15 protein-coding genes are annotated in these 17,531 nt (G+C 37.6%); 8 read left to right on the plus strand and 7 right to left on the minus strand.

What is annotated here, in order from left to right; translation table 11 throughout:
- The 3 genes from JEM65_RS18450 to JEM65_RS18460 all read left to right on the plus strand — a co-directional run.
- On the plus strand, positions 1-1,856 hold a 1,856-nt coding region (locus JEM65_RS18450), incomplete at its 5' end, for a T9SS type B sorting domain-containing protein (protein WP_199602831.1).
- Between the two features lie 71 nt (positions 1,857-1,927).
- Positions 1,928-2,308, plus strand: a complete 381-nt coding sequence (locus tag JEM65_RS18455; protein ID WP_199602833.1) for a DoxX family protein — start codon at positions 1,928-1,930, stop codon at positions 2,306-2,308.
- 6 nt (positions 2,309-2,314) lie between these two features.
- On the plus strand, positions 2,315-2,791 hold the full coding sequence (locus JEM65_RS18460) for a hypothetical protein (protein ID WP_199602835.1): 477 nt from the start codon (positions 2,315-2,317) through the stop codon (positions 2,789-2,791).
- Positions 2,792-2,870: 79 nt separating this feature from the next.
- Here the strand turns inward: JEM65_RS18460 and JEM65_RS18465 are convergent, their stop codons facing one another.
- Entirely contained in the window at positions 2,871-3,431 is a 561-nt protein-coding gene (locus JEM65_RS18465) for a type 1 glutamine amidotransferase domain-containing protein (RefSeq protein ID WP_199602837.1), read from the minus strand.
- 156 nt (positions 3,432-3,587) lie between these two features.
- Complete coding sequence (holA, locus tag JEM65_RS18470; protein WP_199602839.1) at positions 3,588-4,592, minus strand: DNA polymerase III subunit delta; 1,005 nt, start codon at positions 4,590-4,592, stop codon at positions 3,588-3,590.
- A 108-nt stretch (positions 4,593-4,700) separates the two neighbouring features.
- On the opposite strand from holA, the gene JEM65_RS18475 reads away from it, so the two are divergent.
- From JEM65_RS18475 to JEM65_RS18485, 3 genes are all read left to right on the plus strand, one after another.
- Positions 4,701-5,150 (plus strand): type I restriction enzyme HsdR N-terminal domain-containing protein, encoded by a 450-nt coding sequence (locus tag JEM65_RS18475; protein WP_199602841.1) that lies wholly within the window; start codon positions 4,701-4,703, stop codon positions 5,148-5,150.
- Positions 5,151-5,193: 43 nt separating this feature from the next.
- Positions 5,194-6,210, plus strand: a complete 1,017-nt coding sequence (locus JEM65_RS18480; RefSeq protein WP_199602897.1) for a glycosyltransferase family 2 protein — start codon at positions 5,194-5,196, stop codon at positions 6,208-6,210.
- A gap of 97 nt (positions 6,211-6,307) precedes the next feature.
- Positions 6,308-7,177: an OmpA/MotB family protein gene (locus JEM65_RS18485; RefSeq protein ID WP_199602843.1), complete on the plus strand. Its 870-nt coding sequence runs from the start codon at positions 6,308-6,310 to the stop codon at positions 7,175-7,177.
- Between the two features lie 89 nt (positions 7,178-7,266).
- On the opposite strand, the gene JEM65_RS18490 is transcribed toward JEM65_RS18485, so the two are convergent.
- Both JEM65_RS18490 and JEM65_RS18495 read right to left on the minus strand, forming a co-directional pair.
- Entirely contained in the window at positions 7,267-7,887 is a 621-nt protein-coding gene (locus JEM65_RS18490; protein WP_199602845.1) for an L-threonylcarbamoyladenylate synthase, read from the minus strand.
- Between the two features lie 279 nt (positions 7,888-8,166).
- A complete protein-coding gene (locus JEM65_RS18495; RefSeq protein WP_199602847.1) occupies positions 8,167-10,482 on the minus strand; it encodes an ATP-dependent helicase in 2,316 nt (771 codons plus the stop codon).
- 146 nt (positions 10,483-10,628) lie between these two features.
- On the opposite strand from JEM65_RS18495, the gene JEM65_RS18500 reads away from it, so the two are divergent.
- Complete coding sequence (locus JEM65_RS18500) at positions 10,629-11,903, plus strand: amidohydrolase (RefSeq protein WP_199602849.1); 1,275 nt, start codon at positions 10,629-10,631, stop codon at positions 11,901-11,903.
- A 44-nt stretch (positions 11,904-11,947) separates the two neighbouring features.
- On the opposite strand, the gene JEM65_RS18505 is transcribed toward JEM65_RS18500, so the two are convergent.
- Complete coding sequence (locus JEM65_RS18505; protein ID WP_199602851.1) at positions 11,948-13,516, minus strand: hypothetical protein; 1,569 nt, start codon at positions 13,514-13,516, stop codon at positions 11,948-11,950.
- 170 nt (positions 13,517-13,686) lie between these two features.
- Between JEM65_RS18505 and JEM65_RS18510 the strand changes: the two genes are divergently transcribed.
- On the plus strand, positions 13,687-14,205 hold the full coding sequence (locus JEM65_RS18510; RefSeq protein WP_199602853.1) for a hypothetical protein: 519 nt from the start codon (positions 13,687-13,689) through the stop codon (positions 14,203-14,205).
- A 346-nt stretch (positions 14,206-14,551) separates the two neighbouring features.
- On the opposite strand, the gene JEM65_RS18515 is transcribed toward JEM65_RS18510, so the two are convergent.
- Positions 14,552-15,466: a patatin-like phospholipase family protein gene (locus JEM65_RS18515; protein ID WP_199602855.1), complete on the minus strand. Its 915-nt coding sequence runs from the start codon at positions 15,464-15,466 to the stop codon at positions 14,552-14,554.
- Positions 15,467-17,485, minus strand: coding sequence for a M1 family metallopeptidase (locus JEM65_RS18520; protein WP_199602857.1), 2,019 nt, complete (start codon positions 17,483-17,485; stop codon positions 15,467-15,469). It lies immediately after the preceding gene.
- Positions 17,486-17,531 lie beyond the last annotated feature (46 nt).

Here is a 17,531-nt window from a genome sequence, read left to right on the forward strand (position 1 = left end):
TGTTTTTGTCATGTACTAAAACCACAATTAGTAATTTTTCCGAAGCTGATATTTTTGTAAACAGCAATTTATATCAATATGGCCTTGAGAGTTCTAATATTGTCGCTTCTAAATATAATATAAAGACCTCATTGAATGTTGCGGGTGCATTACAATTAGCCATTGACGGCAAAATTTATAGAGCTGGATACGAAGTGTTTCACAAGGGTGGTAAAAAACTCTCGGTCATAAACAATCCGAACGAGTATGGAGCTGGTTCAAATTATTCGCATACCACGGTAAATCTTGGTAGTGATAGAACTGCCGAATTGGGGTTACCACCATTTGTCCAATCTATTTTCAAATATACGTTTGATTACGAATTCACTTGTTTTGAAGATGAAACGCATTTTATAATTACTTCTGAAGACCCTTATGATACCGTAAAATGGGATTTTGGTGATGGTGTGACATCAACCATTGCAGAACCTTATCATGCTTACACAAACCCAGGCTCCTACACCGTAAGCTTATCCTTAACCATCAACGGCATTACCAACGATCCGTTAATCAAGCAAGTTACAATTTCTGAGCCTCCGGAAGTCATGACAACCTCCTATGAATTGAACCAGTGCGACTCCTTCGATAATGATCCAACTGACGGGAAAACAACCTTTAATTTAGAGCTTGCCAATGGGCCATTAACGTATCATACTGCTGATAACATTAAAGTGTATTACTACCATTCTTTAATAGATGCTGAAAACGATACTAATAACACAAAAGCTTTAAATTATATTTATACCAATCAAACGCAAGGTGAACTACTGTATGCCAAAGTCTTTAAAGCGAATACACAATGCTTTAGTATCGCCACGGTAAAATTAACCACCACACAGGCTATAGATCTGGAAACCTTTCAATTAAAAGGCTGTGATATTGAACACAACGGTCAAGGCAACTTTAATTTAGATATTGCTAGAAACAACATCATAGAGATGCTCAACCTAGCCACTAACGTGACCATCAATTTTTACGAACAAGAGAAGGACGCTGCTATTGGTGTCAATCCTGTTTCTGATCAGTATGCATCAGCAGCAACTACACTTTTTATAAGAGCAGAAAGTGATAACGTATGTTACGGCAATGGACTTTTAGAACTCCTAGTAGAAGCGTTTCCTACCTTAGAAGATCAGGTTGTTTATGTCTGTCAATCAGATTATCCTATAACCATTGACTCAGGTATGCTGGAAGGGCAAACTAAAAATTACGCTTATCTGTGGAGCACTGGTCAACAGACTAGCAGCATTTTAGTTACTCAACCTGGCACCTATCTACTAAATATTAATGATCCAGAAGTAGATTGCGAAGAAACTATGACCATATATGTCATTCAGAATGAGGTTGCTTCTATTAAGCATATTGAAGTTAATGATTATGATGCTACGATCCATTTGGACCAACCCATTGAAGGGTTTGAATTCGCCATAAATAATGAATTTGGAACCTATCAGACTAATAACACTTTCGCGAATCTGCCTCCCGGCACCCAAACGGTCTATGTGCGCGACAAACATCACTGCCATACCATTTCAGAAAATTTCTTTATGATGGGTTTTCCAAAATATTTTACACCTAATAATGATGGGAACAATGATTATTGGAACATTAAAGGCTTAGATCCCAATAGTGCAGCACCGGGCGTCATCAAGATTTTTAATCGGTATGGTAAACTCTTGTATGTATTTGACCCCTTGCATTCTAACGGATGGGATGGTAAATACGAGGGTCAATTACTTGTGCCGGACGATTATTGGTACTCTTTTGAATTATCAGAAGGTAAAATCTATACAGGACATTTCAGCTTAAAATTGTAGAATCAATCATCGAAAACATCAACATACCCATATTTCATTATATTTGCCTCCTTATAATTTAATTTACTACAATGAAAAACAATAACCTAAACGATTTAGCATTTGCAATATTGAGAGTATCCTTTTCCGGAATGATGCTAACCCATGGCATTCCAAAAATAAATATGCTTCTTGACAATGCCTCAGGTTTTCCTGATCCCTTTGGTATTGGCAGTACACCATCTTTAATAATGGCGGTAATAGGAGAAGCAATTGCCCCTTTATTTGTATTAATTGGTTTCAAAACACGAATTGCCGCATTACCTGTTATCATAACCATGGCTGTTGCTGCTTTTTTTATACATATTAATGATGATTTCGGGACTAAAGAAAAGGCCTTACTTTATCTGTTCGGGTTTATAACAATTGCTTTGGTTGGCGCTGGAAGATACTCTGTAGATGGAAAAAAATAACGGTCAATGAAAGCAGTTTCTGTTGTTACGATAAAAAAAGAATTAAAACACCGGTCTACAGAAGAATTGTTGGAACTGTGTTTACGCCTCTCTAAATTTAAAAAAGAAAACAAAGAGCTGCTCACGTATTTATTATTTGAATCTCACGATGAAGCTGGGTATATTGAAACTGTGAAGGCTGAAATAGACGCACAGTTTAAAACCATCAATACCAACAGTTATTTTTATATAAAAAAGAGTATTCGGAAAATTTTGAGGAACATAAAAAAATACGCGCGGTATTCTTTAAAAAAAGAAACTGAAGTAGAACTGTTACTTTACTTTTGTGAAGTGCTCAAAGATTTTAAGCCTTCCATTTCTAAAAATGTAACCTTGATGAATATTTATGATCGACAAGTAGCATTGATCAAAAAAATTGTCAGCGGACTACATGAAGATTTACAATACGACTATCATATCAAATTAGACGAATTGGAAAATTAAACTTTAAGCCTACAACTGAAAAGATAAAAGCGTCATACAACTTCATGTATGACGCTTTTTTATTTAACATATTGAGAGCTTATGCCTCTTGGTTTTCGTGTTTACCTTCATAAACTTCTTCAACCAATTTGGCGTTAAATGCTGGTAAATCTTTTGGAGATCTACTGGTCACTAAACCTTCATCTACAACCACTTCTTCATCTACCCAATTGGCTCCGGCATTGATCAGGTCTGTTTTAATCGAACTGTAAGAGGTGATTTTACGTCCTTTCAATACATCAGCTTCTGCCAATAACCACGGTCCGTGGCAAATTGCTCCTACGGGTTTTTTATTTTCAAAGAAGGATTTTACAAAACTCACCGCTTTAGGATTTGTTCTTAATTTATCAGGATTAATAACACCTCCTGGTAGCATCAATGCGTGATAATCGTTTTGGCTCACCTCCTCTAAGGTCTTATCAACTTTATAGTCTGAACCCCAATTACCATCAGCCCATGCTTTAATAGCTCCTGATTCTTCTGACACTATATGAACTTCCGCTCCTGCTTTTTCTAAAGCTTTCCGAGGTTCTCTCAACTCACTTTCTTCAAACCCGTTAGTGGCTAATATGGCGACTTTTTTCTTATTTAGATTTTCCATTGTATATCTGTTTTTTAAATTAATAATTGATTCAGAATCAAATTAACCAAAAAACAAAAGATAGAAAAATTTTACAGATGGTTTAACCTAAGCTTAATAGTATATGTTAAGACATCTTAAAATGGAACGTTGTAGCTATTGCAGTGAATTATAAACTTACCTCATAATTCGCACGAGAAGTTCCTTGAGCAAATCACCTTGAGGTATGGCATTGGCACCAACTCCTTTACTTTTTACGTCAAATTCTCGTAACGTGCCCACCACACTACTCACCTTTTTCATAGGAAAATTGCGTGCGGCGGTTATATATTCATTTACAAAGTACGGATTGATTTTTAAGGCAGAGGCCACACTACGTGGCGATTTATCCGTCAATCCATGAAAATGGAGGAGTTGGGAAAAAAAGTTGAACAATAAGGACACGGTTACCACCATTGGATTGTCCTTTGGGTTTTCGGCAAAATAAGTAATGATTTGATGGGCTTTTCTAACATCTCCATCTCCAATGGCTTTGCGCAATTCGAAATTATTGAAATCTTTACTGATTCCAATATTCTCTTCAATATGTTCCGGAGAAATTTGTGTGCCCTTTGGTAAGATAATCTGCAGTTTTTCCAACTCGTTGTTGATCTTACTCAAATCAGTACCCAAAAATTCCACCAGCATTTGGGACGCCTTTGGAGCAATAGTAAAGTCTTTTGGAGCAAGCACCCTTTTGATCCAATCTCCTACTTGGTTTTCATAAAGCTTTTTACTTTCATAAACCACCCCCATTTTATTTAGCGTTTTATACAGCGACTTCCGTTTGTCAATCGTTTTGTATTTATAATTCATTACTAAAATGGTGGAAGGCTGTGGATTTTTCGCATAATCGACCAACTTTTCAATGCTTCGGGATAAATCCTGTGCTTCTTTTACAATAATCACCTGATATTCTGCCATCATTGGAAAACGCTTGGCATTGCCAACAATATCATCAATAGACACATCACGACCGTAAAGCACCATCTGATTGAATCCGCGTTCTTCTTCCGTCAGGACATGATCTTCAATAAAATCTGAAATCTTATCTATATAATAAGGCTCCTCACCCATTAAAAAATAAATAGGCTTTAATTTCTTGCTCTTAATGTCGGCGGCTAGCTGTTTAACTTCGTCCAAAATAGTTGTAAATTTTCAAATTCTTAAACACCAAAATCCAATTTCTTCTTGGGAAGTTTGGTAATTGGCTATTGAAGATTAACTTTGGGATTGTCTAACTAAGAAGCCTTGCAACCACTCAATTTTCCAAAGTTTTCGTTTCGATTCAAAAATAGCGAAAATAAAGTATCTATTTTTGACACTGTTCGTAAAAAATTTATCATTTTACAACCTGAAGAATGGGTGCGTCAACACTGTGTGCATTATCTCATGACAGAAAAAAAATACCCGCACTCCTTGATCAATGTTGAAAAAGAATTGACCATCAACAATTTAAAGAAACGGTATGATATTGTTGTCTTTGATACGAAGGGCAATGTCTTTTTGATTGTTGAATGTAAAGCGCCGCAAATTAAAATTGACCAAAGCACCTTTGACCAAATTGCACGATACAACCTCGCTTTAAAAGCCAATTATTTGATGGTTACCAACGGACTTGAGCATTATTACTGTCAGATGGATTTTGAAGCGGAAAGCTATGTGTTTTTACAAGACATTCCGGAGTATACCCGAGATTGAAGAAACGTTCAGTTGTCATATTTAAATATATAAAAATTACAAAATAGTGGTTACAAAAGACATCGCCATAGTGATATTAAATTGGAATGGTAAGACCCTGTTAGAACAATTTCTTCCTTCAGTGATCTCCCATTCTGCTGAAGCCGCTATTTATGTGGCAGATAATGCCTCTACAGATGATTCGCTTAGATTCTTACAAGAACACTATCCAACCGTAAAAATAATTCAAAATAAAGAGAACGGCGGGTACGCTAAAGGCTATAATGAGGCTTTAAAACACGTTGATGAACAGCTCTTATGTCTTTTAAACAGTGATATTGAGGTGACCGAAGATTGGTTACAATCAATACATCACATCTTTAAAACCCAGGCCGAGACCGCTATTGTACAACCGAAAATACTCGATTATAAAAACAAACGCTATTTTGAATATGCTGGGGCTGCTGGCGGATTTATAGATAAGTTCGGATACCCCTATTGCAGAGGGCGCATTTTTGACACCATTGAAGAAGATTTGGGTCAGTATAATGATACCACTCCAATATTTTGGGCTTCAGGGGCATGCTTTTTTATTCGTAAAACGGTTTTTGAAGCTTTAAACGGTTTTGACGAATCCTTTTTTGCGCATATGGAAGAAATTGACCTCTGTTGGCGCGCCCATAACTTAGGGTATATTACAAAATATGTTGGGGCTTCTACCGTATATCATGTTGGTGGCGCTACATTGAGCAGTACCGATCCAAAAAAAACCTATCTCAATTTTAGAAACAGTCTGTTCAGTATTACAAAAAATGCACCCCAAAATCTTTTTGTGCTCATATTTACCCGTTTACTATTAGATGGTTTCGCTAGTTTAAAGTTTTTAGTGCAGATGAAATTGACTCATATTTTGGCAATCCTAAAAGCCCATGGTCATTTTTATTGGCAACTTCCTCAACTTCTTAAAGAACGTCAATTATTGAAACATCAAAATACCCTTGAATCAATCTCAAATTATTACAGCATACACTCAATTGTATGGCAATATTTTGTAAAAAAACAAAGGATATTTATCGAATGAACAAATCTGTTAAATTTTTTGTTAATTCTTCTTGTAAGTGCCGTTTTTTATATAATTTTGGGATGTTAAATTTCTAACTTATTTAAGCGCTACCATTATGAAAAAAATCATGTTATTAAGTGTGTTTTCATTGTTCATCCTGAGTTCATGTGTATCCAAAAAGGAATACTCTGCTCTTGAAGCAAAACAAAAAGAAACACAAGATTTATTAAACACAGCAACTGTTAAATTGAACAGCTGTCTGTCTGATTATGCAACTGCAAATGCACGTGTAGAAGGCCTACAAGCGCAATTAGCTGATATGCGTAAAACCAATCAAGATTTAATTGATACTAAAGGCAACTTAACTACCTTAACTCAAAAAGGAGCTGAAAACCTCGAAAAATCTCTTGAAAGTCTTAAAGAAAAAGATCTTAAAATTACACGTTTGCAAGATGCCTTGACCAAAAAGGACAGTGTAACCCTTGCTATTGTAACAAGCTTGAAGAAAGATGTTGGTCTTAGTGATCCAGACATTCAAATTAATGTTGAAAAAGGTGTAGTGTATATCTCTATCGCTGACAAATTATTATTCCAAAGCGGAAGCTACAATGTGACTTCTAAAGCGAAACAAATATTAAGTAAAGTTGCAACTGTTGTAAACGGTAAACCTGATTTTGAATGTATGGTTGAAGGTCATACGGATAGCGTACCTTACAAAAAAGGTGGTATCTTACAAGATAACTGGGATTTAAGTGTTAAACGTGCAACCTCTATTGTTAGAGTATTGGAAGAATTAGGCGTTAACCCTAAACAACTGATTGCTGCTGGACGTAGTGAATATGTGCCATTAGTGCCTAACGATACTGCTGAAAACAGATCTACAAACAGACGTACGCGTATCTTGGTACTTCCTAAAATTGACCAGTTCTACGAAATGGTTGAAAAAGAAATGAAAAACATGATTGCTGCAGATGCTAAACAATAAGCGGTAAATTTTATAAAATTAAAAAGCTCAACTTAAAGGTTGAGCTTTTTTTATGCCTAAGCATTGGCTAAATTTATGACAACTACATCTCAGAAAATCTCCAGACTACCTTTTCCTTCTCTTATTATTACAGGCTCCTCTTCAGACAGATCAATAATTGTGGAGGCTTGGTTGTCGCCATATCCACCGTCAATAACTAAATCAACGAGGCTGTCCCATTTTTCCAATATCAATTCAGGATCTGTGGTGTATTCAATAATTTCATCCTCATCTCTAATGGAAGTAGAAATAATGGGCCTCCCCAACTGTCTCACTATTTCTAAAGCGATATTATTATTTGGCACCCTAATCCCCACGGTCTTCTTCTTTTTAAAAGGATGTGGCAGTGTTTTAGCTCCAGGAAGAATAAAGGTATACGGTCCAGGTAAGGCTCGTTTTAATATCTTAAATGTGGTCGAGTCAATTTGCTTGACATAATCGCTTAAGTTGCTCAAATCACTACATATAAACGAAAAATTAGCCTTATCTAATTTAACACCCTTAATTTGTGCTACGCGCTCCAAAGCTTTCACATTATTAATATCACAGCCCAAACCGTAAACGGTGTCCGTTGGATAAATAATAAGTCCGCCAGCTTGAAGTACCTTAATTACCTTTTTTATTTCCTTGGCATTCGGGTTCTCTTCATATATTCTTATAAATTCCGCCATACTATGTATATTATTAGATCGATTACAAAGTAATTAATTATTTTATTATGAAGGTTATAAAACTCAATTTAGTAAGAGTATTCCTTATTATCGCGACTTTTTCAAGTAAGAAGTTAGAAATCCATTAAGCTGACCTTTAAACGGTTCAAAAGTATAAGAACCAAAGAGCTGTTCTGGTTCCAATCGCTATCAAAAATAAGATTTGAATCACCCCCCTCTAACTGAAGTGTTTTCAGTTGCAGCGAAGATTCTCCAGGTTTCGTTATCAACACACAAGCCTTAGCCTAACACATCCAATTTTGCAAAGCGCAACAACAATTTTTTAACCCCACCGTGCTCAAAATTTATTTCAGCTTTGGTATCTGTGCCCACGCCTTCAATCTTCAATACTTCTCCTTTACCAAAACGCATATGCTCTACCACATTACCCACCGTCAACTTGCCATCAAAGAGATTCACATCAGGACTTCCTGTTGATTTTCCTATAGGTTTTAGTTTTGCAGGGGGAATAAATTTAGCCGGTTTTTCTTCAGATCTTCGCTTGGTAGGTTTTTTAAATCGGATTTGATTAGGCTCTATATCCCCAAAAATATCAGCGGAAAGCATCGGATTAAAACGTTTGTCATCAATAGGTGTTAATACCTCCAAGAAGTTTTCATCAATTTCTTCAATAAATCGGCTTGGTTCCGCATCAATTAATTTACCCCAACGGTAGCGGGACATGGTATAGGTTAAATAGGCTTGTGTTTCTGCCCTGGTTAAGGCCACGTAGAATAGGCGTCGCTCCTCCTCCAACTCACTACGCGTATTCATGCTCATCCCACTTGGAAAGAGGTCTTCTTCCATCCCCACAATATACACATACGGAAACTCCAATCCTTTAGCCAAGTGAATAGTCATTAAAGCCACATGGTCTGCATCGCCTTTATCAGCATCCAAATCAGTGGCCAAGGCCACATCCTCTAAAAACTCTGGTAAGGATCCTGTAGCGTCCGCCAATTCTTCCTGACCTTCTACAAAATCCTTGATACCATTAAGGAGTTCTTCAATATTCTCCATTTTGGCAATGCCTTCAGGCGTACCATCATTTTTAAATTCTTTGATAAGACCGGTCACCTTGGTCACGTGTTCTGCCAAATCAAAAGCGTTGGCTGTTTGGTTCATCACCTGAAAACTTTCGATCATGGTGACAAAATTCATAAGCTTATTCTTGGTGCCTGAGTTGATATTGATTTCTACTTTATCAATATGTTTCATCACATCAAAAATGGAACGGTTATACCCATTGGCCGCCACTACCAAACGGTCTATTGTAGTTTGACCAATACCCCGACCCGGAAAATTAATAACGCGTTTCAACGCTTCCTCATCTGCTGGATTGATGATCAATCTTAAATAAGACAGGACATCTTTAATCTCCTTACGTTGGTAAAAAGACTGTCCACCATAAATTCTGTAAGGAATATTGCGCTTCCGCAAAGCGTCCTCCATAGCACGAGATTGGGCATTGGTGCGGTACAAAATGGCAAAATCGCTGTTATTGAGCTGATGCTCCATTTTATTTTCATAGATGGAACTTGCCACAAAACGACCTTCATCACCATCAGTCATCAATCTGTTGACTTTAATTTTTGGGCCGTCATCATTGGCAGTCCATACCACTTTTTCAAGTTTGGTCTGGTTTTTATCAATGATGGAATTTGCCGCATTGACAATATTTTTGGTCGATCTGTAGTTCTGTTCCAAACGGAACATCTTTACATCGTCATAATCCTTCTGAAAGTTTAAAATATTATTGATATTGGCACCTCTAAATGCATAAATACTTTGTGCATCATCACCCACCACACAAATATTTTGAAATTTATCAGATAACGCGCGCACAATCAGGTATTGGGAGTGGTTGGTATCTTGGTACTCATCTACCAAGATATAACGGAACCGATTTTGATATTTTGCGAGCACATCAGGAAAACGCGTCAACAGCTCATTGGTTTTTAATAATAAATCATCAAAATCCATAGCGCCGGCCTTAAAACAACGATCCACATAATTTTTATAGATATCTCCCATTCTTGGGCGTTTGGCCATGGTATCTGCTTCAATTAAATCGGTGTTCTGAAAGTAAGCTTTTACAGTAATCAAACTATTTTTATAAGATGAAATTCTTGAACTGATCTGTTTGGTTTTGTAAATATCTTTATCAAGACCCATTTCTTTTATAATGGCCGACACCAGACGTTGCGAATCCTGTGCATCATAAATGGTGAAATTACTTGGATACCCTAATCTATCTGCTTCAATACGCAGAATTTTGGCAAAAACGGAGTGGAACGTTCCCATCCATAAATTCTTGGCCTCACTAGTGCCTACAATTTCAGAAATTCTGCCCTTCATTTCGCGAGCAGCCTTATTGGTAAACGTCAAGGACAGAATGTTAAAAGGATCTACACCCTGACTCATTAAATAGGCAATTCTAATGGTCAGCACCCGAGTTTTGCCAGAACCGGCGCCTGCAATCACAATCATAGGGCCATCTTTTTGCAATGTTGGCGCTAGCTGTGCCTCGTTTAACTGACTTAAATACTTTTCCAAATCTCTTCCATTTTTAAGAGTGTGAAATTAACCAAAGCTTCTGTTTTTAGTAAGCGTTTTTATTAATAATTATAAACAATTGCGATTGTTTTAACACTTTAAAATAATTTGAATACCTTTAAAACACTAATGCAACGCTATCTGCTATGAAATACATTTTCTTCCTGACATCTCTTTTTGGATCTCTAGTGTTAAACGCCCAAAGTGATTTTGACACCGATATTAAAGCGATAGAGACTAAAGTAATTGAATGGCGACGTCACTTTCATGAGCATCCAGAACTGAGCAATCAGGAGTTTAAAACAGCTGAAAAAATTGCTCAACATTTAACCTCTCTGGGAATTGAAGTTCAGACAGGGGTTGGAAAAACGGGCGTGGTCGGACTTTTAACCGGAAACACCTTAGGGAAAGTGGTGGCGTTAAGAGCGGACATTGATGCACTTCCCGTAACTGAGCGTAATAATTTACCTTTTAAATCTACTGTTTTGGCAGAGTTTATGGGAACCAAAACAGGCGTGATGCATGCCTGCGGCCACGACACACACACAGCCATTTTAATGGGGGTTGCAGAAGTATTATCCAAGCACAAAGACAAAATTAACGGTACTATTAAATTTATTTTTCAGCCTGCGGAAGAAGGGCCGCCACCAGGAGAAGAAGGCGGTGCTAAACTCATGATTAAAGAAGGGGTTTTAGAAAATCCACAAGTCGATGCTATTTTCGGATTGCATATCAACTCAGCTACACCCGTTGGCACACTCAAATATAAACCAGGCGGGATAATGGCTGCGGTAGAACGTTTTGTAATCAATGTAACAGGCAAACAATCTCATGGCTCCCAACCGTGGTCTGGCGTGGATCCTATTTTAATCTCCGCGAAAATTATCGATGGACTGCAAACCATCGTCAGCAGAGAATTAGATTTAACAAAGGAAGCTGCGGTTATAACGGTAGGCAAAATAACGAGTGGTGTACGCTTTAATATTATTCCTGAAAGCGCAGAAATGATAGGAACCGTGCGCTCTTTAGACGCAGATATGAAAACTAAAATCATCAAGCGTATGACTGAAATGACAGAAACCATCGCCAAAGCTTACGGTGGCGAAGCCAACATTCGTTTTGAGAACAATACCTCAATCACGTATAATGACCCGGATTTAACTGCTAAAATGCTACCAACATTGCAAAAAGTAGCAGGGCCTGAACATGTGCTGATAACTAAAGCCGTTACTGGGGGTGAGGATTTTTCGTATTTTCAGGAAGTTGTGCCTGGGCTCTATTTCTTTTTGGGCGGAATGACGCCCGGCAATACCGAGGTTTTTCCGCATCACACTCCAGACTTTGTTATTGACGAAAGCGGCATGTTATTGGGCGTTAAAACGATGGCACAACTGGCAATTGACTATTTGAATCAGCCTTAAGCGAGGTTATCAAGAAAATCTTTATAACCTATAGAGTCTAACCTTTATTTTTTTCCATCTCCTGTGAGTACACTGATCAATCCCGACCGAATACTAAGCCATAGAAAATTGAATATAGACTTTGTATGATTGCGCTCTATACCCACCTTAAAACCTTCCCTAAAACCGTCTGAAGATGAATTACTATCCTTTTTAATAAAGAGATTGGCAATAGCAGATAAAACTTTATTTTTATCTTTACCCTCTTTAGTTAAGACAATCACTTTAAACTCCTCATAATTCACCCTCATATCTACCCTAGAAGTATTGGCGTCTCCAGAAATGGTGGCGTAAGTTTTTAAAAGTTCGCCTTCAAATTGCACCTTTAAATTGGGTTTTGAAAACGGATTCAAATCTGGCGCAGGAAGTCTGCCAATATCCACTTTAAATACAAATGCGTCATTGACATCATTAACATCAAAACTCCAATCTACTTTTATAGGGGTTTTTGCCATAAAAATAGCATCAATTTTCAAACGCGTCTTTTCTGGACTAGCATACGTATTACTGATATTCTTAATATCAGCATTCATTTCTGTGAATGAAATTTTACCAGCTTCCATCTCTGCATTTACCTTTTCAGAATAGACAATGCTTGCATTTTTTAAACTCACCTCACTTAAAGTTAAATTAAATGTAAGTTCTCTTAATGTTTTACTATAGAGGTTTTTGCGTGTAAAATCATCAGCTACCAATTTATTTCTATAGATGCGCATTTCAGGACTATCAAGAATTATTTTCGGACTTTTAAAATAGAAAATGGAATCCTGTTCATACCCAAATTCTTGAGCCTCCAAAACCAATGAAGGAATGGTTACATCAAAATGATCGCGTTCAACACTAATCATTTGGGTCATCTTTGCCATGGAGTATTTGGTATACAAATGCAGCTGATTAAACGCGGCTTTATCTTGGGTGATGGTTGCTGATGCTACGCTTAAATTTTCATAGTCTCCCACAACATAGAACAAGTCGTTATAAGAGAGATTGTAATCACCATAATTAAAAGGAATGCGCCTTTTTACAGAAGCAGCATTTACCTGAATATCCATCACATTGGCGGTCAGATTTTTTGTATGTAGCAAAAGTGAGTCTGTTTCGATGTTCTTAATATGAAGCTCCCCGTTTTGGATGTTAAAACGCCCTACCTTCACATCTTGCTTGAGCTGTTCTAAGGCCGAATATTTGTATTCATCTTTAGGAATAGCGCTATTGTGATTATAAAGCAACTTCGGACTCCTTAACTGTATACTTTCCACATAGATATTATCATTCACTAGGTAATTCCAATACCCAAATCCATCCACTAAAAGCGTATCCAATATGAGTTCTGAATTGATCTGTGAGGTATGACTCCCCCTGTTTGTAATTTTAGGCCCCACCATGACGACACTACCGCGCCAGACATCTACATCAACCGATTTATAGTCTACACTGATGGTTTCAGGAAGGTCCTCTTTTAAAAACTTTTCAAGCTTTGAAGAAATCATGGCATTCGCCACAAAATAACCTACAATACCGATTACTAATAGCGTCAGTATCGTTATCAACGTAATTTTTAAAGGTCTATTCATGAGTTAAAGATATACTTTTAGCGATATATTTTAAAAAAAATTAAATCAAAAAATGCTAAAGCGTAACAAGCCCAATTTCTGAGGCTCGGAAATTCTGTTTTTTTACAATTCTTTACCAAATTTTAAAAAAAACATCTTATGTTTGATAAAACTTAACACCCACTACACCCTTGGAGACAAAACTCATTGACGCCTTACTCTATGCAATTCCCGCTGTAATTACAGGTCTGGTCGCTTATTATTTTTTTAAAGAGCACACTAAACACGAAAATGGCAGAAGACGTTTTTTACTAAAAAAGGACATGCAAGTAAACGCCATGCCCTTGCGCTTGCAAGCCTATGAACGCATGGCTATTTTTTTAGAGCGCATTACGCCTTCCAAACTAATTGTAAGGGTAACACCAACGTCTTCAAATAAAGATGATTATGAGTCTTTACTTATAGCGAGCATTGAACAGGAATTTGAACATAATTTATCGCAACAAATCTACATTACCGACGAGTGTTGGAACATTATATCTGCTGCTAAAAACGCCACAATTCAACTCATCAGAAAAGCGAGTCTCTTAGAAAAAACAGACACTGCCGACAAATTGAGAGAAGTTGTTTTGACTGAAATGATGGAAAAACGCGCCCCTAGTGACGCTGCCCTATCTTATATTAAACAAGAGGTGAGTGCCATGTGGTAAACCCATCACAACTCCACTTCGTGTAGTTCAGCTGCGTGTTTTAATTTAGCATAGTTAATCTTGCTCCTACCATTCTGTCATTAACGGCTTATTAAACATCAACGAATTCTCTATCAGTATTATGGGTATACAATACAAATTCAGCTTTACATTATTATTAATGCCCGCCAATTGACCAGTGGCGACATCACTCTTTTCAACCTGATCCATTAAATATGAGTATAGATTGATCATCAATGAAAATGGATTTTTACCTAGTACCTTATCGCCTTCCATCAAATACTGGGCAGCACCCCCAAAAGACACCTTTACTACCACCTCCTGAAATCACTAAGGCTTTCTTCATTTATTCGGTTTTCTCTGGCTCTAAAGGACTCAATTGTTCATCTTTATACTTGGCAAAATCAAACCCACTCTGCCACCATGAGGTCATTTTTTCTTTATTAAAAACTAAGGAATTGGTTGTCAAGACCGTTGGTGTATAGTAAAAATTGATAATCGTATCATGATTTTTGGCTACAAACTTCCCGATGCGGATGTTTTGAAACTCAATTCTATCCAGCATAAATGAAAACATATTGGTCAATAAAGAGAAGGCATTTAAAGATGGCATTCTATTAAGCTGTGTCACTTCTGTTTGCAAAACAATTGCATCTACAACTGTCGCGCCCCTTTTAATAGCCTCTTCTATGGGCACCATCGACCCTAACCCGCCATCTGCATACTCGCAGCCATTCTTTTTGACCAAAGACATAAAGGGCGTGTAGTTGCACGAAATCCAAACCCATTCCATAAACTCTTCATAGTCAAAATCCTTTACCGATTTATATTCCACCTGATTGAGCGACAGATTAGAAACCGTCACCACCACATCACTCTTTAAGGCCTTTAAAACCTCAAACCCCTCTTCCGTAACATGAGACCGAATGAGCTTTTTTAAATTGTGACTTTCGCCAAAAGTTTTACTTCCACTGAAGAGATTTCGTAAAACATTGACATGATTGATACTAATGGTCTCTATGCCATTTTTTCGTTTGATATTAAAAGGACAGACATTAAATATTGCCTCTTGGGTAACATTAGTGTAAATCTCTTTAATCTCTTTTACCTTATTTAGAGCCAAATGAGACACCAACAAACTCCCCGTAGACGTGCCAATATAAAGGTCGTAGTCCAGCTTTTTGTTCTCAATAAGGTATTGCGCCACACCTCCCGCAAACGCTCCTTTACTTCCTCCGCCTGATATCACTAATGCTCTCATTTAATATTCATTATCTACTGTTATTTGATTCATAACTTTATCTATAATTTCCTTGTACGACTCCACACTTTCCAGCTCTTCCATCATTTCTTTTGCGAATTTTTGAAAGCGCCAATTGTGATGGGTAGTCCCTTTGATTAAATTCTTTAAAGCAACCACATCATACCCCTTAAGCAATTTGAGATAATTAAAAGCATTCATCCGTAATTCGAACCCAAACTGAGGATCCGTATAACTTTTCAACTCATCAAACACCGCCTCTTTCATATCTGGCTGATACTCTATGGTATTTAAATGTAAGGCCAACCAGAGCAATTTGACATTATAATCACTAAAACCATAGATATCTTTAGTCTGCTGCAAGTATTTAGCCCGATCCGCAGGGAAATTAACCCACAGGTTATACAGCGCTGTTTCAATAGTGATGTAAGACGCATCGTTTAACAAGGTTTCGTAGGTCGTTTTGTATTCAAAAGGAATAGTGGTCAATTGCTGCGCAATGGCTTGCCTTACCTCAAAACTGTTGTTAAAATCCTCCAACTTGATGGTATAGTTTTCCTGTGATAAAATTTTCACTTTTGCTTTGTCAGAAATACCAGAAACCAAATAATCTTGACATTTTGCAGGATATGTTTCGCAACTGACATCCATATATTCTCGGATAAACTCCGATTGCTTCAAACTTTTGACCATCGTGTCCTGAGGAAGCGCTACATCTTTCAGCCATACCTGTACAAATGTTGTCAAATCCTGACCGCTTGCTTGTTCGACTTCTGTGATAAAATCAGACGTCTCCACGTTTTGAAACTGATGTGTATTCAAATAATTTTTTACAGCGGACTTAAAAGCTTCGTCTCCCACCTCTTCACGCAACACATGCAACGCCCAACACCCTTTTTGATAAAAGGTTACACTACTCGATTGCGGATCGAGCAGAGACGTGCTTTTTCCTGTATTTTCTTGAGCCAGCAACTGTTGTGCGTAATCGTGCAGACGCCAGTAGTAATAAGCCTCCCCAAATACATCACGCTCCGCTAAAAGTGCATAATATGTTGCGAATCCTTCCTGCAGCCAATGATGCGTACCGCTAGTTGCCGTAACAAAATCCCCAAACCATTGATGCGCAAGCTCGTGCGCATTGACATTGACATAATTCCGGTCATTAAACCCAACAGCATCCACAACCAAAGCATCTGAAAAAATGGTCAACGTCGTATTTTCCATGCCCGAGTACAGAAAATCCTTAACAGGCACCTGTCTATAAACCTCCCAAGGATAGGGCACACCGATTTCGGTCTCCAAAAAATCAAACATTTGCTTACTATACCGGTAGGTGGCGTCAACTTTAGCAGCATCGGCTGGAGTATAGTAATACTCCAAAGGGATGCCGCTTGCTGACTCTTCCGTTTTTTGACTGTAGCGACCTATAACAAGCGCAACGAGATAGCTACTCATAGGAGCATTCATGTCGTATTGCCATGTGCTACGACCCTGATCAAGAGAATCCTTTTTTATAAGCTTCCCGTTCGACAACACCTGATAAGCATCGTCGTACGAAACAGACAGATCAAACTCAATCTTCTCATTCATATCATCAATACTTGGCAACCAATTGCTGGTATATTTGCCCTGACCTTGGGTCCAGATTTGTTCTCCCACAAAATAAAGTGCTGTTTTAGGCTTAGCAGCATACCAAAACTGCAATTCATAGCTGTAGTTCTCTAGAAAATTACTCAAGATAATGATTTTGTCGGCTTCAATCCGAAAATCGAACTCCACCTCTGAACCACTCGTAAGATTCTTTACTTTCAAGCTTTTGAAGTCCATGTTTACGGCATCTAAATAGATGGAATCGGTGTTTTTTGAGATTTTTAAACGAACAGAAAGATCACCAGATACTTCACCAGGTTCACCAAAACTAATATCGGCCTCAATTTTTTCAAAATCGACATAACCTATCTGCTGCGCCGACACCATTACAGAAAAAAGAATAAAGAAAAGGGATACCAAGCGTCTCATAAAAAGTATTAACTAAGATGCCACCAAAATAAGAAAAATATATCGC

The sequence above is a fragment of the Gelidibacter salicanalis genome (assembly GCF_016469035.1).
Taxonomy (GTDB): Bacteria; Bacteroidota; Bacteroidia; order Flavobacteriales; family Flavobacteriaceae; genus Gelidibacter; species Gelidibacter salicanalis_A.

What these genes read in the sequence shown, in the direction of transcription:
- JEM65_RS18520 (WP_199602857.1), bottom strand. Translation starts at nt 17,485, where the DNA reads ATGAGACGCTTGGTATCCCTTTTCTTTATTCTTTTTTCTGTAATGGTG.
- JEM65_RS18490 (WP_199602845.1), bottom strand. Translation starts at nt 7,887, where the DNA reads ATGGCGGAATTTATAAGAATATATGAAGAGAACCCGAATGCCAAGGAA.
- JEM65_RS18500 (WP_199602849.1), top strand. Translation starts at nt 10,629, where the DNA reads ATGAAATACATTTTCTTCCTGACATCTCTTTTTGGATCTCTAGTGTTA.
- JEM65_RS18465 (WP_199602837.1), bottom strand. Translation starts at nt 3,431, where the DNA reads ATGGAAAATCTAAATAAGAAAAAAGTCGCCATATTAGCCACTAACGGG.
- JEM65_RS18455 (WP_199602833.1), top strand. Translation starts at nt 1,928, where the DNA reads ATGAAAAACAATAACCTAAACGATTTAGCATTTGCAATATTGAGAGTA.
- JEM65_RS18505 (WP_199602851.1), bottom strand. Translation starts at nt 13,516, where the DNA reads ATGAATAGACCTTTAAAAATTACGTTGATAACGATACTGACGCTATTA.
- JEM65_RS18485 (WP_199602843.1), top strand. Translation starts at nt 6,308, where the DNA reads ATGAAAAAAATCATGTTATTAAGTGTGTTTTCATTGTTCATCCTGAGT.
- JEM65_RS18460 (WP_199602835.1), top strand. Translation starts at nt 2,315, where the DNA reads ATGAAAGCAGTTTCTGTTGTTACGATAAAAAAAGAATTAAAACACCGG.
- JEM65_RS18515 (WP_199602855.1), bottom strand. Translation starts at nt 15,466, where the DNA reads ATGAGAGCATTAGTGATATCAGGCGGAGGAAGTAAAGGAGCGTTTGCG.